This is a genomic window from Paenibacillus sp. FSL W8-0426 (genome assembly GCF_037969725.1).
Taxonomy (GTDB): domain Bacteria; phylum Bacillota; class Bacilli; order Paenibacillales; family Paenibacillaceae; genus Paenibacillus; species Paenibacillus hubeiensis.
Window position 1 is genome coordinate 4,674,421 of the sequence record NZ_CP150203.1, and the last position, 15,210, is coordinate 4,689,630.

Consider the following 15,210-nt stretch of genomic DNA (forward strand, 5'->3'; position numbering starts at 1 on the left):
ATTTTTCATTGTATTAAAAGAACCCGGAATCCAAATGGACCCGAGTTTCTTTATCAGTCAATTGTTGCGGATAAGATCTCCCCAATGTCGATAAACACCCAATCATCTTCACCAATGAGCAGTTTGAATTCGTTACGATGAACGAAAATCGTTGAAACCATCCCCACAAATACCTCATCCTCATACGGACCAAACTTTGTTACCCGGAGTTTTAAACGCTGGTTTCGAGCGTCGATAATTGCTCGATGAATCAATTCCAACTCCTGCGGATCAAGAGCTGGCTTTTTCTTCTCCAGCTTCCTTTCCTGCTGCTCCAAATATGCATCTCGGTATTCAGGGAGGATCATCCGGGACGACTCAAACACACCGTTTCCAACCAGTTTCTTTCCCATTGAATAACCCTCCTAATATTCCGTCCAGTAACTGGTGTCTACTGGTGGTTTCTGTTTGACCGGAGCAGTTTTAGGTTGATCTGCTTCGCGTTCCCAGCCTTCAAGAATAACGATGGTGCTTGTATCCGGTTTGTCACGCCACAGTATGTAATTTGCATCAACAAGGCCGTCCAAAGCTACTATGATATCAGCCTTGCTCCTTCCGGTTTTAACGACCAGTTCTTGGAGCGTTGGGAATCGGCGCCGTACGTTGCTGTAGTTGTACAAGATCCTCAGCACTTTACGTTCATAATCATTCAATTTGCATACCTCCCAAAATGAGAACGTCTGTTTGTATTATATGCGAAGTGTGACAAATCAAACAACTGCAAAAAAGCTCCATAACATAGAAACATTTTCCTAGTTCTGTTAGACTATTCATTATTATCTCCAATTTGATTGGAGACATTTGAGGTGATGACCATTGAAGAAATGTCCATACTGTGCCGAAGAGATCCAAGATGAGGCCATCAAATGTAAACATTGTGGGAGTATGCTTAATGAAAACGAACCAGTCACTGCTCCAGCACCCGGCATACCTGTTACATCGCCTGCGCCTGTTGAAGAAAAAAAGCCTAACACACTAGCTGTAGGCTCTGTTGTTTTAGTTGTACTTGCCCTTATACTTGGAATGTCCTACTGTAATAATGTGAAAAGCGGATCTACTAGTGTCAAAGCAACAACAAATGTGATGACAGGAGATCGTGGATACATAAATACAAACACCTATGTGGCTCTGACAAAAGACGATCTCGACTTGATGATCAACTACATCAATGCAAGCAACAACGATGGTTTGAATGAAATGATTCTTACAGGCAAAGTGTCTACAGTAAAGTCAGGAACAGAAGTAAACGTTGTTGACAGGACTTTTGCGTCGTTGAATGTTAGTTACTCTGGCGGATCAGGCTGGCTTCCTAAGGAATTTGTTTCTAAGAAATAGCTATCAAGAGCATGTGGAGCAAAATCCCCATGCTCTTTTTGTTATGTAGATGGCCCGCTTTTTAAATTGGCAGGCCAGTTTCGTCATTTTACCTTGATACCATTGTCCCTACGGTAATTGATAACAAGCAACCGCCAGAAGTCGTAACTACCTTTTCCATCAGCAATATAAGGCTTGTAGAATTCGAAAGCATCCTTTGCCCAGTCCGGACATTCCATATTGTCCTTTTCCTTCTGAGCCGCTATCCATTTGGCTTGGGCATCCACAGTACCTTGCAGTTCATTCATCCGTTTCTTTTCCGCCTCTGTCATCGGTGTCCCCTCCGTTCTGTAATAATCAATCAGATATTGCGTAGGCTCTGTTACGCCCGCCTCTGTAGCTGTGTAGCCGTATTGCGGACTTGATGCCTTTCGGACCTCGTAATGCAGGTGCGCACCACTGCTGATACCGGTACTCCCCTGCCTGCCGATCAGATCACCTTGTTTGACCTTTTGGCCAACCTTGACGGCAACCGAGGATAGATGGGCGTAAACGTGCAAATAACCCTTGTCATCTTTGATGGCCACGACGATACCATAATTGCCGAAGCCGGAACCGGACACCCCCATTTTTGCATGCATGACCTCACCAGGCACAAACGCATAGATCGGTCCGTCACTCGTGGAAACAACTAGGTCGACCCCACGATGAAATTTTTTCACTCCTGACACTGGATGCGTCCGCATGCCAAACGGGCTTGTGATCCGGTATCCTTCGAATGGATTTCTCATTCCCTTCTCCTTCCCGTATCGGGATTTAAGCTCGGATAGGCTGCCGCTGAATTCATTAAGATCCACAGCCCCACCGATCCCCGGCACCTTTCCTGAATCGCTGAATTGCCAGATGGTCCACGACTTCCATGCAGGCTGATCATCCGGAACCTTTGAGTTGCTGTACCGCGCAATCCACAAATCATATCCGGACAAACCCGTATCGAAGTTCCCAGCAAAGGAGTTCCCTGTATAAATAATTGGCTTACGTCCTGTCAGGCGTTCCAACTCGGTCAGGAATGTTTTAGCAACAACGTTGATCTGCGCTTTGCTCAAGTTGCCTGGATTGTTTTCATAGTCCATAACCGGTGGCAATTGCAGCGCAGAAGCCCCACCCACAGCATCCAACGTCTTGGCATAATGTGTAGCCTCAGCCCGAGCAATATCAGCAGACGTTGCCCGCAGGAAATGGTACGTACCCACTAGCAACCCTGCGGTTAATGCACCTTTTACATTTGTCTCTAAATTCGGATCAGTGTACGTCTGCCCCTCTGTTGCCTTGATGAAAACAAACGTAATGCCACTTGCTTTTACCTTAGCCCAATCAACATTCCCCTGATATCGCGATACATCGATGCCTTGGGCATTGGTTTCTTTACGCTGCTGCATCCTCATCAACTCCCTTGCGTGTCTGTTTAACCAGCTGGTTACCGTACACCGCAACCGCCCCTACCAGAATGCCTTGGACCACGCTCTCAACGCTTACGCCAAGTATCAGTATCGCAAACACAATTGCTGCTGCCGTAACGCCAAAAATAATAGTCCAATCTGGAACCTTTGGCGTTAGCTTTAGCACGTAGCCGATCACCCAACACGCTGCAAGAACGATCAGCAGACGGCCATCAATCAATCCTTGAATAACATCCCATTCCATGAGTTAAACGCCTCCCGTTTTCAGAACTAATACAATTGCACTGATCGCAATCCCAATCAACACGGCACCAATTGTCCTCCACAGCCAAGTCTGATTGCTTTCAATCTTGTCCAGCCTGTGATGCGCAGACTTTGTAGATTGCATTGCCTCTTTCGCTAAATCACGAGTTGTTTCTAAGGTGGCGGCCATAACTGGCACACCTTCGAGCGTCTTTTCCATCCTTGCCAGTTGGATCTGAATGCCCATAAGCGCCTTTGTAGTCTCTTCCACAACAGCATTCACCTCGCTTATATTTGTGTTATCCATCCACTCAATCCCCCGTCTCTTTTTTCAAAATGAAAAGCCCCCTGACCACTCCAGAGGGCATAAAAATAGCGCACCAATTTGGTACGCTTGTTACTTCTCGATCATGAATTCAACGCCGCTATCAATCAGAATTTCATCGACTTGCTCACGCAAAGATTCGGGAACCACTTTGTATTCAGTTTTTCCCAAAATGATACGTTGTGCAAAGAACATAGCCACCATGGTCTCACCTCCTTCCAGGCGCAGCAATAACCAGAAAAGGACGCGCTGGATCATTTGTATATCTCCAGGGCTATTTCGGCGATAACGTCATCTGTGAAGTCAGCTCGGTCAGCCAGCGCTTTGCTTTGAGCTTTCAGGAGTGTGCTTTCTTGCTTCAAAGATTCAAATTCTTCCTGTGGCACCGTGACATAAACAACAGGTTCAGGTAAAGGTTCATCCGAGAAAATAAGAAAATTACCCTCAGTGATATTGTGTTCTTCGATCAGGATCAAGCTATTGTTTTCGGCTATGATCCTTTCTCGATCATCAGCGGATTTGTACTGGTATTTAGTTCTCATGTCTGTCTCTCCTTCTGTGTGTACAGAATGTTTAAATAAACGTTGCGTACCCATGAATAACACTCACTGTTACCAGATCGAACCCAAAACTGTATTTCATCATTCGCGTTTATGGTAATATCCTCAACATAGGTTCCAGGAACATCCCTCAGGATTCCGCGGGGGACACCGTTAACATATATCTGTGCATAAACGGAAGAGTCTACCCCTCCTGTTTTACTGAGAAGGAACTGCACTCGGAAAGTACCACCAATGGATGGTGTAATCCCGCCCGTCATACGCATTGTGGAGTTACTATAGGCTGTAAATGCGCTTTTTTGGTAAATAGGGAAATCTCCTGGAGAGAATTCCATAACCATATTTCCAGTAACCCCAAGAATATTCTTACCATTTCGTATATTTGCTGGTTGCAGATCGGGCGTAAGTGCATATACCCAGGTTTGCCCATTATAGTACCCGTCAGGCGGCATTAAAAATGTACGATCACCGGGCCAAACAGTCAAATTAATCGCTGGTTGGTGGGCATTTTGAGCGCTTCGGTTGACCATCGTTCCCTCTACAACCCCTGATTCAGTTCCTATTGTTTTGGGCGCCAATACGTCGGAAGCCCCAGCTGTTCCATACTCCCCCCCTTCACCCTGTAAAATAAAAACCGTTCCGTTATAAACCAACGTGTATACAGAGTTGGCCTTTAGAAACCCTGGTGTCACTGCGGTACCGTTAGATTTCAAAATACTTTTTGGGCCGAGTCCGTTCACATTCAAGGAAGCGGCTCCTGTATTAGTAGCATTAATTTGGACGGTCACCCGTAGACCAGCAACAAGGGAGGTCGGCGCCGGAACAGGCACAACTGAGTAGGCATTAGCACTATTGCTGGTAGTCCCGTATCCCCCTGTCAAAACCCGATTATCCACATATTGTGGTGTAGCAAACCCCTCATCTTGCACTGACTTTAAGAAATCCTCCCACTGCTGGCGGTATTCTGCTGTTTTCGTGTTGAGCCAAGCTTGAAACTGATTGAAGATTGAAGTAGTATCTGCCTGCTGAATCAAACCAGTTACAATACCGCAAACAGCACTGTTCAGACGCTCATCAGTAATGTTCTCTGGGAGCACAACCGATGTATTAGCTTTGACAAGTATCTGAGCCAGACTGAGATCATAAATGTCTCCAGAACGTGTAATAGCAGGAACAACAGGAGAAGCAGAAGGGTTTCCTTGTAGAACAAGCGCTCTGATGGCCCTTACAGGCGCGCTAGTGTCCAGTCGAAGGATAACCCTGTCAATCCGATCTGCGTTCGTGGCAGGCTGTACAGGCAGCGTCAGAGGTTCATCATAGACACTATACAAGTAACCGTTAATCCAGCCGAAACCAGTCTCGATTTTTACGCTTGCGGTCGTACCGGTTGCACTCACCTTTAACTTAGTGCCCCCGCTGAAAACACCGTTACCCACGAAACGGGAAAAGTATTCCGCAAACTCCCGAGCAGGGTAGTCCCGTGGGTCGTCTGCGGTTGTATCAAAAAATCCTGATTTCTGAGGCATCTCATCCACTCCTTTTTACATCTGTTTTAAGCTGCTTGACGAATTGGGTTATTGTCGGTATTTCATCCCCAAGCGAGATTTCAATCTTGGATACTGGTTCATATATCTCTTTGACCTCAGTGATGCGACTGTCCAGTGTGAGTCCCCACTTTTTGTTTTGAACTGTTACGATGTCCCCCAGGTCCCAATCTTTCTCGAAGATAAAGCTCCGGGTATCCAATATCTTTCCGTCAAAAGTGAGCAGCCGCTTTTGTTCAGCAAGCTTCTGATTGCCCATTTCCACCAATTCGGCAGCATCCTCAGCGCTGGAGCAGTCCAGAAACACTTCGCGTCTATCCAGTCCAGTACCAGAGCCCACCATCTGAATTAATCGTTCCTCGTACTCACCTTTACCACCTGCGTACCCGATGTTCTTGTACTGCTGATCCGAATCGATGAATGATTGAGATTCAATATTGTCGAAATCATGTGAGAAAATAACAGGTGGCCTGGCTGACTGGCCTGCGGTTAGGTTTCGCCCTTCTAACACTTCGAACACCCATTTCCGGGACGAGTAATCCAAGGATACAAACCAACCGATGTCACACCATTCGGCTATCTCTTGAATGACTGTATTCAAAGGTTCAAATCGGCTTTGCCATGGAGTCACATTCCCCCGGCCTTGGTCAACTGCGTTAGCAAAAAAGGGCACCCTCCTGTCTGGAAAGTCCCCGTTAATCAAATGGTTATCAATGTAGTGCTTCATTACAGTTTCAGCCGGTCCACGAACCCGATCGAAATTATCTGTGACAGTGATACGACGATCAAGCACGCCACCTAGAGACGGACCTTTAACAATCAAGGTTTCTATACCTTTATCGTCCTGGCCTATCTCGCGGTACTGGATGATACCGGACTTGTGCCCCTTGTTATCAATGATGATAATGTTCTCTTTCTGTAGCTTATCTGCGTGCTGCTTATGGAGAGCGATATGCAATTCAAATTCACCTGCTCGGTAGAACCTTCGGGTAAATTGTAAGCTCTCGTAATCGTCTATTTCCCCAAGCAGATTAAAATTGCGGTCAATCACACGGACAGAAGGTATCTTCACATCAACCACCCCCGTATCGGTTGTACCAGTAAACCGTGACTGTTGCTACAGATCGATCACCTTCGCGATCGCTATCATACCGTAACATATTACGGCCTGGCTGGAGCTGAAAGAAGGTACTACCCAGATCAATCCAGTGGAATACGTTCGTTCTGCTCCCATCTATGTTGACCACTTCAACCCTCTTTTGTCCGAAGGCCGTATTGATGACCAGGACGTCGTCCTCACCCAGATCATAATTGACCTGAATAAACTCCCCAGTTGTCTCGTTTATGACCACTGGATTCAGTGCAGGCCCTTTGTAATGGATCTCGACAGGTGTTTCCACATCACCGTCATTTTGAAACAAACCGCGATAGGCACTGTATGCAAATTGAGTCGGCAACCGTAACGGAAACGTAAGACCGCCTGACTCAAACCGCAATCCTTTTGATATCTGGGCCTCGTCTGTAAAGTACGGGTCCGGACAAATGAAATTGATTGTGAACGGCTGGTTGTTTACGATCCGATCATCGAATTCGGGAGTGTTTTCGACAACTGCTTGGATTGCGTAACTCCGTGCTGAATTTGTGTATACCAGCTTCCCCAATCCCAATTTCGGATTCAGAATCCTCATGAAATCCCTACGATATTGATACATTTGTTGTCGGTTATTGGCAATGATCCCTCCCTCAATCACAATAGGCCTGTCTGCCAGACGCATTTCCACAAATGACGAGCCATCTTGATATGGTGATTGTGTTGAAAGGAGATCTCCCGGCACTCCACCAGTTCCTTTAATCCGTTGCATATAGAACGGCTTCGAGGTGCCGAACACAAGGCTTTCACCGCGAGCATTAGTAAATGTGACCCTTTCCATTCAGCACCTCCTAGTAAGCCAATTTTTGAGCAGCTTGCTGCGTGGCCCGCGCAATATCGCTTGGTGAAGTAACTTTCGTATTAAAGTTATTCACTACTTCCACAGAAACGGCGCGTCTTGTTTCAGCCCCACTTGAAGAAGCGGAGCCGCTATTTGTTCCGGATGATGGACCGGCAGCAGCACTTACAGTATTCATTGCAGAAACAGCGGCGCTTCGAGCGGCGTCAATTTGTGAATTGATAGCCGAAATCAAACTTTGGATCTGGTTTACCTTTTCGGCGAAACCTTGGTACATCTTTTCACCAAGTGTCTGGCCTGTTGTATTGTACGCCTCTCCAAAGCCATCAAGCAGCTCAATGATTTCTTTTTGCTGATTCTGAACAATCATCTTTTCCGCTTCCGCCTGAATCGCCTTGGCATCCAACATTTTGTTATACGTGGCTTGCGTCTCTGCAAGCTGCGCATTAAGCGTTGCTTTTTGGGTTTCGTACAATGCATTTATCCGGGCAACGTCCGCCTCATAATCAGCCTGCATGATTTCTTTTTTAGCGGCTAGATTATCTTTGATGGCCTGTGTATCTGCTGCCAATTTCTCTTTCAACGTCTTTTGCTCGTTTTGGAGAGCTTCTTTCGTATCAGCCAACTGTTCTTGACGGTGTCGTTCATTCTGATCGGCAATGACTTTGTTCAACTCTTTTTGAAGCTGTTCCCGGTTGAATGCGTCATGCTCATAATCAATCATGCCAGTGAGCCGGTCGATTTTCTTTCGATCATCGGCATCCAACTCAGCACGGCTACGCTGTTTCTCAGCTTTATCCAATGCGTCAAGCTGAGCTTGTAAGGCTGCAACCTGTGCATTAACCACTTCATTCAGACGAGCAATTTCGGCGTCTGCCGCCTTTTGCGCGGCTTCTACTCGTGCATCATACACCGCCTTAATGGACTCAAGCTGGCTCTTCTTCCATTCCTCATTAGCGCTTATAGATTCTTTCAAGGCATCCTCAGCGATTTTCTTTTCATCCTGATACTTGGCCTTGAGCGCGTCCTGAATCCCTTTGGAAAGATTATTGATGCTTTCAACCTGTTCTTTCTTGTTCTGTTCAATTATCTTTTTCTCTTCCTCGGCATAACTACGAGCCAAATTCAAACGCTCGTTGGTCTGTACCCGGATTGCTTCGGTAACATCCCGCTCGATTTCCTTTTTCTCTGCTGATGTGTAACGGTCGTCCTTTAGGACTTTTTCGAGATAATTCTTATTGAGCCAGATTTGGTCATTGAGCAGCCTATCCTCCAGCTTGTATCGTTCTTCGGCAGTCAGCTCTTCTCGGGCAAGCCGATCCTCATAAGCGGCTTTCAGCATCTTGCTTGTGTATTCGGTCGCTTCTTTGCGTTTTTCTTTTTCCGCCTCAATTTTGCGTTGAGTAGCTTCGAATATCATGTCATCAATGCGTTCGCGTTCTTCGGCAGAGTCGGCATACAGCTTCTTGATCCGTTTTAGGCGGTTTATTTCGTCGTTTTCCGTGAGCTTACCAAGAGATTTAGATCTTTCGTAATCCTTTAGCGCTTTTTCCAAAGACTTATCGCCGAGTTCTTTTTGAACCGCGTAGATCCGTTCCTCAATCTCCATACGCTCTTCTGCTGTCTTAACGTGTTTTGCCTTGATTTCCTCAAGCATTTTAAGTTCGCTTTCCAGCGTGAGTTGATCCATTTTCTTTTTATGCTCAAGTTGTTTGTATGCAGCATCAAGCGCAGGGTTTTCATACGCCTTTTCCTTCTCCTTCTTTTCCTTCTTTTTCTTAGGGGTTTTTGTCTTCGGAGTAGGCAAGTCCAAGTCTGCTGCACTAGGCGCTACAGTCACAGGCTGGACAGTTGGCAGTTTAATGTCATCAGGAGACATGTTAAGCAACGCTTGCAGGGATGCGGCTTCACCACGCAAACGAGTAAGTTCATCATTCATCTTTCTTACCGCAGTTTCTGCAATTCCGCTGGCTCCAGTTATTTTTTGGATCCCTTCGGCAATTTTTATTGCAGCCTCTTGTTTTGCGATGGCTGTTTTCTTCTCCTGCAACGCTTCCTGTGCCTTGACTTGGATGCTCTGCCATTCTGCTGCGATCTCTTGTTGTTTAACAAGCAAGAGACCCTTGACCGCCTCCGTGTTAATCCCTGTTGCGGTTGCGAATTGCGGGAATTGGTCAATCAACGCTTTCTGAGCAGCAGTCCATTCCTGTGATCCTTTTTTCGCATTGGCGTAGGTTTGCAGCAAATTTTGAGTGCTGGTAATCTGCTGTTTCCTTGCAGCTACTGCTCGTGCCATTTCGTTTATTTCAGACGTTGTAGCCTTTTGAGCGTTTTTGACAGCAGTGGTGTACGTGTCAGAAGCGGCTTTTAGGTCCTTGAGTGACTTTGCGCTCAATTTTCCTTTGTCGTCAACGTACTCCAGTTCTACGCCAAATTCACGCGCTTTGCTACGCAAGTCTTTGAGCGATACCCCCAACTCATCTGCCGCTTGCACCAAAGCTTTCATCGTTTGCCCGCGCTGCGCCGCTGTTGATTCAGATGCTACTTCAACGAGTTTTTTATAAGATTCCGTCAGCTCGTTAAGCTTTTGTATCTTTTCTTCGGTTGAAGCTATCTCGGCCCGATCAATCCCATTTTGTTGTACTTCTTGTAAAGCTTGTTGCGCTGCGGTCAACTCTTCCGTTGCTTGCTTTGCGCTGATGAATCCCATTGTCATGATTGCCGCTGCTGAGGTTACAGCTGTTATTGCCAATCCTAGTGGCGTTGTTGCTAAGAAAATCATCGCTGTACCCAAAGCCTGTATAACGGGAATAAGGGCAGCTATTGATATGGTGAGTTGTCCGAAAATCAACAGTGCCGGACCTAAAGCGGCAACCACAGCCGCGATCGTGATTATTGTCGTTTGCGTTGATTGATCAAAACTCGCGAATGTTTCGGCGCCGCGAACCAATCCTTGAATAACTGGCTCTAATGCCGCCAATGCAGCCATCAAAGCAGGTTTCAAGGAATCTCCAAGTGTTATCGCTGCGTCCATCACCCGGTTTTTCATTGTTTGCAGTTGGGATTCTGTTGTCGCGTACCTTGCAGATGCCTCTTTTGTTAAAGCCAGGTTTTCTTCCCATGCTTGTGTTCCAAGTGCCATGCTATCCCGGAACAAGTCACCCGCTCCTGAAGCACGGAGCAAGGCATCACGTACCCGAATTTCCGATAGTCCCAGCGCATCCAATACAGCAAATGTATTTTCACCAGCCGCAGACATTCTGCCAAGTCCATCAATGAAGTCAACCAGTGCGCCTCCAGCATCAGCTTTAAATCGCTGTTGGAAATCTTTTGCGCTTACTCCTGCAACCAAAGCGAAGTTATTTAGCGCTTTTCCACCTGTGGCTACAGCCTGAGCCATATCAATCATGACTCTACTGAACGCCGAACCTCCGGCCTCTGCCTCTATACCAACGGATGATAATGCCCCGGCAAAAGAAAGTATTTGTGCTTCGGTTAGACCAATCTGATTACCAGCACCCGCTAAACGCAATGCCATGGCTACAATTTCACTTTCCGTTGTCGCCAGATTGTTACCCAGATCTACAATCGTTGCCCCGAGCCGATCAAAGTTCTCCTGGGGCATCTGCGTTATATTCGCCAATCGAGCAAGGTCTTTCGCCGCTTGATCACTCGTCATATTTGTTGCAACAGCCAAGTCCGACATTGTGCTTGTAAAGCTAAGGATCGCTTCGTTTTTGATACCTAACTGACCAGCCGCTTCCGCTATTTCTGCTAGGGACGAAGCTGTTGATGGCCCTTGCCTTGCCATTTCGCGCAGACCATCTGATAAGCCTTGCAATTCCTCTTCGGTTGCATCTACGGTTTTTATCACGCCCGCGAATGCTGATTCATATTCGATAGACGCTTTGGTTGCCAAGCCAGCCACCGTAGCAAGCGGGGCTGTTAACATCATTGATAAACTTGTCCCTGCATTTCTCATCGCCTGTCCGGCACTTTCCATCTTCCTTGCCGCTGCACCTAAAGCATTAGACATCCGGTTCCATGCAGATGTTTGTCGCTCGATCTCGGATTCTGTGCTTCTGAGAGCCGCATCCATTCGGTTATACTCAGCGACTGCCCTATTTAATCTAGTTTCAAGATTCTGCGTTTCCTTAGCGTCTCTGCCCTTAGCCGCCACTGCTGCCTCATGTTGCTGTTTGAGTTTGATTATCCGTTGCGCCTGAATCTCCATTTGTTGGTTAAGGCTAGCAGATTTCGCCCTAAGTTGTTCCTCGGCGTTCCCAAGTGCCTGCGCTTTAGATGATGCTGCTTGGAATTCAGACTGCACCACCCGCATCTGCCGACTCAATTGCGCCATAGACTGGCTTACGCCCGAGTCGCTTAACGTTAATTTGGTGACTAGGTTAGCAACTTCGATTTCCCCTGCCATTTCATCACCTCTTTAAATAAATTGGTCAATATATCCGGGTGGGGCAGACGGTTTTTTTTCTTCTTGTTGATCCAATCCGTTGACGCGCACATGTATTTCCCACAACGCAAACAACTTACGCGCCGTGCAGCGCCAGAACTCTTCCTCGCTCATCCCGAGCAAGGTTGTTCCCATGTAGTACATCCAGTCCCAATCCCATCCGGTTTCTTCCCCGTCTGCCGTGCCGGAGGATTGGGATGTTAGTTTTTTGATTCAGGCAGGTTCCCCGTGGCGGAGCGCAGGATTTTGTCCGAAATTTCAATAATGTCCTCTGGATCGGTGTCAGAAAAAATCCTCCCGACCTGCTCAACAGTCAATGAACGATCTTCATGCACTAAACCAGCCCACAGCCACGCTCTGATGTGTTTCAAACCTCCTGTTTGCAGGGCTTCCAACGCTTCTTTTTTCGAGCCGTAAATTTCCTCCAGCTCGATGAATGCGTTGAGGTCAAAAACAATATTCCGGGGTTTATCCAACTCCACCGGGATTTTAACTACTCGAACATTTGCCATTAATCAAAAACCTCCCTTTTGTGTTAAACACGCAAAAAAAGAGAGTGAAATTAATCCACTCTCTACTCCAGCGCCTTTCGTAATTCTGATGCCATAAACTGCGCAACCCTGGCTTTCTGTTCGTGAAAAGACGGGTAAATGAACGGTTTCGCAGGCATTTTTGATGTGCCGAACTCCAAAAAATGAGCCCTCCATCCTGTCTTTTTACCAGGACCGATAGCGACGAACTTATCCCCATCGTTTGACCGAACACCGCTCACTTTTATGTCGTCTCGAATGTGTAGATGGTCAATTTGGCTGACTGCAACCGAGTTTCTTTGAGCAGCAGCAAATATTTCACCGCCTTCTCGCAAAGCCTTGTTCTCAAGCTGCTGTGCTCCTTCGCCGAGTTTCTGCCGGATCGCAGCAAGCATCTGATTTACACCTTGCAATTCCACCCTGCCAGCCATTATGGAGTCCAATCCAATACAGCTCTGTAGACCTTTCCGGCCGATGTTTTTACATCAAAAATATAGCTACCTGCAGGGCTTGTAGCATTGAACCAAAGTGTAGTTTGATCATCAGGGACAAGAAGAGTACCGTTGCGCTTAATATACTCAACATCCCCTAATGCGAGGGATACGATCGCTCCTTGCCCGTCCAACATTTCGAATTCCACATGGTTCACTCCATTGTGGTCCCCCTCTCGACCTGTTGGAACAAGTGTTGCGGACAAAGGAGTTACCCCTTTGGGGACGCTGGCACCGCCGTGAACCATGTCGCAATTTTCGCTGCGCTTTCTGGGTTTCTGCTGTCTGCCCGCACTCTCCATTCCCCATCATAGGCGCGTTTAAGGAATGTTCCGGTAATAGTCGGGGTTTGGAACTCAATTTCGCCCTGTTTGGTGGTCGCTTCTTCCGCTGGCAAGGCAAATTTACCTTTGAGCAGCCAAGTGTATACAAAGCTACCGTCCGACATGCTGCGACGAAAACCAAGGGCAACCTCAGGAGCTTGGTCATCTGAGTTATCCCAAAGCAATCCATCCTCAGTGATCGTAGAGCCAAGCAAATCTGCTTGCTGCGCCAAATCAAGGTTTGCAACCCCGATTTCCACCTCAATCTCACTGAGCGCGTTTGCCGTTACAATCGGACCATCATTGCCATGAAGCGTAGCCGATTCAACGCTTGGTGTTACATTTGCTGTAATTGCAGGCAAAAGAGCAATCGGTGCTCCGTACTCCACGCCTGTGGCATCATCTTTAATCAATTTCGCGTAATAAATGTCTTGCAGACCCACCGGAACCGCAATCCCTGTTACTGGCACATAAATCAGCTCCCTATCTGTGTTTTTTTGTATCGTAAAACCTTGTGATAAATCTTTGTTTCAGGTTCGTAAAGGCTGTTCGTACCACTGCGAACAAAGCCCAAAGACTCCATGACACGATTGACTGCGCTGGAGATTTTGGACGTATTGCTGTTATGCCATACGTCGACTTGGAAGTGAATTGCACTACTCAGGGCCCTGTCATCCGCAAACTGATTATCGAAATTGGTCAGTTCGAAGAATGTTACTTTAGGCAGTGAAATGTCTGGTGCAGCAAGGGGATAAACCTTGGTGTTCCCCTTCGAATCACGCCCGAGAAACCCAATCAATTCCGGATCATCGCGAAGAGCAGATACGACAACCGGTTCAAGGTCAATCAACATTTCAACCACGCCCTTTCACAACACCAAGCATCATTAAGCATTCGTGAAGTCCTCCAAGACCATAAGATGGGTTTCTGTACGGTCTCCAAAAGGATCATCAAGGACTGCTGTGATGTTGCAGGTGCGCCCGTTGTTCAAATCAATAAAACGCATGTCTGGCGTGATGCCATCGCGATATCGGATTTTGTATCTCAACGTAAGCTCGGCATTAGCCGCAGCTGCTGCAAAGAACTCACGGCCTCGTAAAGGCTCCCGTGATGCGTAGAGAGTCATAACATCCTCCCACTCATTTCCGGGGTTTACAGGATATCCGGAATCGTCCTCATCAGCCTCACTCTTCCTTTGAAGGAGTATCCTCCGGTTCAGCTTTGCTGGATTCATTCACACCACCGCCCGGATCGTCAGATTTACCCTTACCTGAGGTTCTGCCACGGGTTTTTGGCTTCTCTTCGATTGCCGCACCGATATACCCCTCTCGTTGCAGGTGTCCGACACGTTCCTGGTCATCCGTTTCATAAAACCCGCCCTTTTCATAGCGCTTGTAGTTCGGTTTTTCACGGAACGTGATTTCTACCGGATATTTCATTCGGCTTCACCCCAATCCTTAATTTGCAAGATGATGGACTGTAACGCGTAGTTGATGGACTCGATCTTGATTGCCGGGTTCCGATTTTCATAATTCAGAGCGACATGCATCATGACGGCAAGTTTATAAAGAGCAGTGTTCGCTTCTTTCACCCCTGCTCCCGCCATGAATTCCTTCGATGCTTCAACTAAAAGAGCGAGGATATCATCATCCTCGCTCCCATCGATCCGCAAATATTTTTTCAATTCATCTAAAGACAGTTCGAGCATGACAAATACCCCTCTCCTACCTTACGGCATAGGGTCCGGTACCCAATCCAAGATTGCTACATACTTCACTCCTGCCTTGGTTCTAACCTCAAATACATAAGAGCCAGCAGGCTTGGTCACGTTGAACCAGAGTGTTTCCTGATCGTCTGGTGCCAAGTTAACGCCGTCACGCTTGATGTACTCAACGTTATCCGCTGCGAGGGAAACCTTCACCCCATCCTTGTCCAGCAGGTCGTATTCGACGTGCATTACG

At 47.1% G+C, this 15,210-nt stretch carries 22 protein-coding genes; 1 reads left to right on the top strand and 21 read right to left on the bottom strand.

Features of this window, described 5'->3' with window-relative positions; all coding sequences use genetic code 11:
- Nucleotides 1–53 precede the first annotated feature (53 nt).
- Both MKY59_RS20930 and MKY59_RS20935 read right to left on the bottom strand, forming a co-directional pair.
- Nucleotides 54–392 (bottom strand): YolD-like family protein, encoded by a 339-nt coding sequence (locus MKY59_RS20930; protein WP_339273594.1) that lies wholly within the window; start codon nt 390–392, stop codon nt 54–56.
- 12 nt (nt 393–404) lie between these two features.
- Nucleotides 405–692 carry a helix-turn-helix domain-containing protein gene (locus MKY59_RS20935; protein ID WP_339273596.1) on the bottom strand — a complete coding sequence of 96 codons (288 nt, stop codon included), beginning with the start codon at nt 690–692 and terminating at the stop codon, nt 405–407.
- Between the two features lie 163 nt (nt 693–855).
- On the opposite strand from MKY59_RS20935, the gene MKY59_RS20940 reads away from it, so the two are divergent.
- A complete protein-coding gene (locus tag MKY59_RS20940) occupies nt 856–1,374 on the top strand; it encodes a zinc ribbon domain-containing protein (protein ID WP_339273598.1) in 519 nt (172 codons plus the stop codon).
- A gap of 83 nt (nt 1,375–1,457) precedes the next feature.
- On the opposite strand, the gene MKY59_RS20945 is transcribed toward MKY59_RS20940, so the two are convergent.
- The 19 genes from MKY59_RS20945 to MKY59_RS21035 form a co-directional block, all read right to left on the bottom strand.
- Complete coding sequence (locus MKY59_RS20945) at nt 1,458–2,792, bottom strand: GH25 family lysozyme (protein ID WP_339273600.1); 1,335 nt, start codon at nt 2,790–2,792, stop codon at nt 1,458–1,460.
- The gene (locus MKY59_RS20950) at nt 2,779–3,057 is read right to left on the bottom strand and encodes a phage holin family protein (RefSeq protein WP_339273602.1); all 279 of its coding nucleotides are present in this window, start codon (nt 3,055–3,057) and stop codon (nt 2,779–2,781) included. Before MKY59_RS20950 ends, MKY59_RS20945 begins: the two co-directional genes overlap by 14 nt.
- A gap of 3 nt (nt 3,058–3,060) precedes the next feature.
- Nucleotides 3,061–3,363, bottom strand: coding sequence for a hemolysin XhlA family protein (locus MKY59_RS20955; protein ID WP_339273604.1), 303 nt, complete (start codon nt 3,361–3,363; stop codon nt 3,061–3,063).
- 90 nt (nt 3,364–3,453) lie between these two features.
- Nucleotides 3,454–3,639 (bottom strand): hypothetical protein, encoded by a 186-nt coding sequence (locus MKY59_RS20960; RefSeq protein WP_339273606.1) that lies wholly within the window; start codon nt 3,637–3,639, stop codon nt 3,454–3,456.
- Complete coding sequence (locus MKY59_RS20965) at nt 3,636–3,923, bottom strand: hypothetical protein (RefSeq protein WP_339273607.1); 288 nt, start codon at nt 3,921–3,923, stop codon at nt 3,636–3,638. The genes MKY59_RS20960 and MKY59_RS20965 overlap by 4 nt, the downstream gene beginning before the upstream one ends.
- Nucleotides 3,920–5,467, bottom strand: coding sequence for a hypothetical protein (locus MKY59_RS20970; RefSeq protein ID WP_339273609.1), 1,548 nt, complete (start codon nt 5,465–5,467; stop codon nt 3,920–3,922). The genes MKY59_RS20965 and MKY59_RS20970 overlap by 4 nt, the downstream gene beginning before the upstream one ends.
- A 1-nt stretch (nt 5,468) precedes the next feature.
- On the bottom strand, nt 5,469–6,557 hold the full coding sequence (locus tag MKY59_RS20975) for a siphovirus ReqiPepy6 Gp37-like family protein (RefSeq protein ID WP_339273610.1): 1,089 nt from the start codon (nt 6,555–6,557) through the stop codon (nt 5,469–5,471).
- A gap of 1 nt (nt 6,558) precedes the next feature.
- Entirely contained in the window at nt 6,559–7,416 is an 858-nt protein-coding gene (locus MKY59_RS20980) for a distal tail protein Dit (protein WP_339273612.1), read from the bottom strand.
- Between the two features lie 10 nt (nt 7,417–7,426).
- Entirely contained in the window at nt 7,427–11,866 is a 4,440-nt protein-coding gene (locus tag MKY59_RS20985) for a phage tail tape measure protein (protein WP_339273614.1), read from the bottom strand.
- Nucleotides 11,867–11,878: 12 nt separating this feature from the next.
- A complete protein-coding gene (locus tag MKY59_RS20990; protein ID WP_339273616.1) occupies nt 11,879–12,040 on the bottom strand; it encodes a hypothetical protein in 162 nt (53 codons plus the stop codon).
- Nucleotides 12,041–12,105: 65 nt separating this feature from the next.
- Entirely contained in the window at nt 12,106–12,417 is a 312-nt protein-coding gene (locus MKY59_RS20995) for a hypothetical protein (RefSeq protein WP_339273618.1), read from the bottom strand.
- Between the two features lie 62 nt (nt 12,418–12,479).
- Nucleotides 12,480–12,830, bottom strand: a complete 351-nt coding sequence (locus MKY59_RS21000) for an HK97-gp10 family putative phage morphogenesis protein (protein ID WP_339273620.1) — start codon at nt 12,828–12,830, stop codon at nt 12,480–12,482.
- A gap of 35 nt (nt 12,831–12,865) precedes the next feature.
- A complete protein-coding gene (locus tag MKY59_RS21005; protein ID WP_339273622.1) occupies nt 12,866–13,084 on the bottom strand; it encodes a hypothetical protein in 219 nt (72 codons plus the stop codon).
- 53 nt (nt 13,085–13,137) lie between these two features.
- Entirely contained in the window at nt 13,138–13,719 is a 582-nt protein-coding gene (locus MKY59_RS21010; RefSeq protein ID WP_339273624.1) for a major tail protein, read from the bottom strand.
- A gap of 5 nt (nt 13,720–13,724) precedes the next feature.
- Nucleotides 13,725–14,102, bottom strand: a complete 378-nt coding sequence (locus MKY59_RS21015; RefSeq protein ID WP_339273626.1) for a hypothetical protein — start codon at nt 14,100–14,102, stop codon at nt 13,725–13,727.
- 33 nt (nt 14,103–14,135) lie between these two features.
- Complete coding sequence (locus MKY59_RS21020; protein ID WP_339273628.1) at nt 14,136–14,483, bottom strand: phage head closure protein; 348 nt, start codon at nt 14,481–14,483, stop codon at nt 14,136–14,138.
- Nucleotides 14,434–14,688: a hypothetical protein gene (locus MKY59_RS21025; protein WP_339273630.1), complete on the bottom strand. Its 255-nt coding sequence runs from the start codon at nt 14,686–14,688 to the stop codon at nt 14,434–14,436. The genes MKY59_RS21020 and MKY59_RS21025 overlap by 50 nt, the downstream gene beginning before the upstream one ends.
- Entirely contained in the window at nt 14,685–14,957 is a 273-nt protein-coding gene (locus MKY59_RS21030) for a head-tail connector protein (RefSeq protein WP_339273632.1), read from the bottom strand. The genes MKY59_RS21025 and MKY59_RS21030 overlap by 4 nt, the downstream gene beginning before the upstream one ends.
- A gap of 21 nt (nt 14,958–14,978) precedes the next feature.
- On the bottom strand, nt 14,979–15,206 hold the full coding sequence (locus tag MKY59_RS21035) for a hypothetical protein (RefSeq protein WP_339273634.1): 228 nt from the start codon (nt 15,204–15,206) through the stop codon (nt 14,979–14,981).
- Between the last annotated feature and the right edge of the window lie 4 nt (nt 15,207–15,210).

What these genes read in the sequence shown, in the direction of transcription:
- MKY59_RS20930 (WP_339273594.1), bottom strand. Translation starts at nt 392, where the DNA reads ATGGGAAAGAAACTGGTTGGAAACGGTGTGTTTGAGTCGTCCCGGATG.
- MKY59_RS20945 (WP_339273600.1), bottom strand. Translation starts at nt 2,792, where the DNA reads ATGCAGCAGCGTAAAGAAACCAATGCCCAAGGCATCGATGTATCGCGA.
- MKY59_RS20950 (WP_339273602.1), bottom strand. Translation starts at nt 3,057, where the DNA reads ATGGAATGGGATGTTATTCAAGGATTGATTGATGGCCGTCTGCTGATC.
- MKY59_RS20955 (WP_339273604.1), bottom strand. Translation starts at nt 3,363, where the DNA reads ATGGATAACACAAATATAAGCGAGGTGAATGCTGTTGTGGAAGAGACT.
- MKY59_RS20960 (WP_339273606.1), bottom strand. Translation starts at nt 3,639, where the DNA reads ATGATCCAGCGCGTCCTTTTCTGGTTATTGCTGCGCCTGGAAGGAGGT.
- MKY59_RS20965 (WP_339273607.1), bottom strand. Translation starts at nt 3,923, where the DNA reads ATGAGAACTAAATACCAGTACAAATCCGCTGATGATCGAGAAAGGATC.
- MKY59_RS20970 (WP_339273609.1), bottom strand. Translation starts at nt 5,467, where the DNA reads ATGCCTCAGAAATCAGGATTTTTTGATACAACCGCAGACGACCCACGG.
- MKY59_RS20980 (WP_339273612.1), bottom strand. Translation starts at nt 7,416, where the DNA reads ATGGAAAGGGTCACATTTACTAATGCTCGCGGTGAAAGCCTTGTGTTC.
- MKY59_RS20985 (WP_339273614.1), bottom strand. Translation starts at nt 11,866, where the DNA reads ATGGCAGGGGAAATCGAAGTTGCTAACCTAGTCACCAAATTAACGTTA.
- MKY59_RS20990 (WP_339273616.1), bottom strand. Translation starts at nt 12,040, where the DNA reads ATGGGAACAACCTTGCTCGGGATGAGCGAGGAAGAGTTCTGGCGCTGC.
- MKY59_RS20995 (WP_339273618.1), bottom strand. Translation starts at nt 12,417, where the DNA reads ATGGCAAATGTTCGAGTAGTTAAAATCCCGGTGGAGTTGGATAAACCC.
- MKY59_RS21000 (WP_339273620.1), bottom strand. Translation starts at nt 12,830, where the DNA reads ATGCTTGCTGCGATCCGGCAGAAACTCGGCGAAGGAGCACAGCAGCTT.
- MKY59_RS21015 (WP_339273626.1), bottom strand. Translation starts at nt 14,102, where the DNA reads ATGTTGATTGACCTTGAACCGGTTGTCGTATCTGCTCTTCGCGATGAT.
- MKY59_RS21020 (WP_339273628.1), bottom strand. Translation starts at nt 14,483, where the DNA reads ATGAATCCAGCAAAGCTGAACCGGAGGATACTCCTTCAAAGGAAGAGT.
- MKY59_RS21025 (WP_339273630.1), bottom strand. Translation starts at nt 14,688, where the DNA reads ATGAAATATCCGGTAGAAATCACGTTCCGTGAAAAACCGAACTACAAG.
- MKY59_RS21030 (WP_339273632.1), bottom strand. Translation starts at nt 14,957, where the DNA reads ATGCTCGAACTGTCTTTAGATGAATTGAAAAAATATTTGCGGATCGAT.
- MKY59_RS21035 (WP_339273634.1), bottom strand. Translation starts at nt 15,206, where the DNA reads ATGCACGTCGAATACGACCTGCTGGACAAGGATGGGGTGAAGGTTTCC.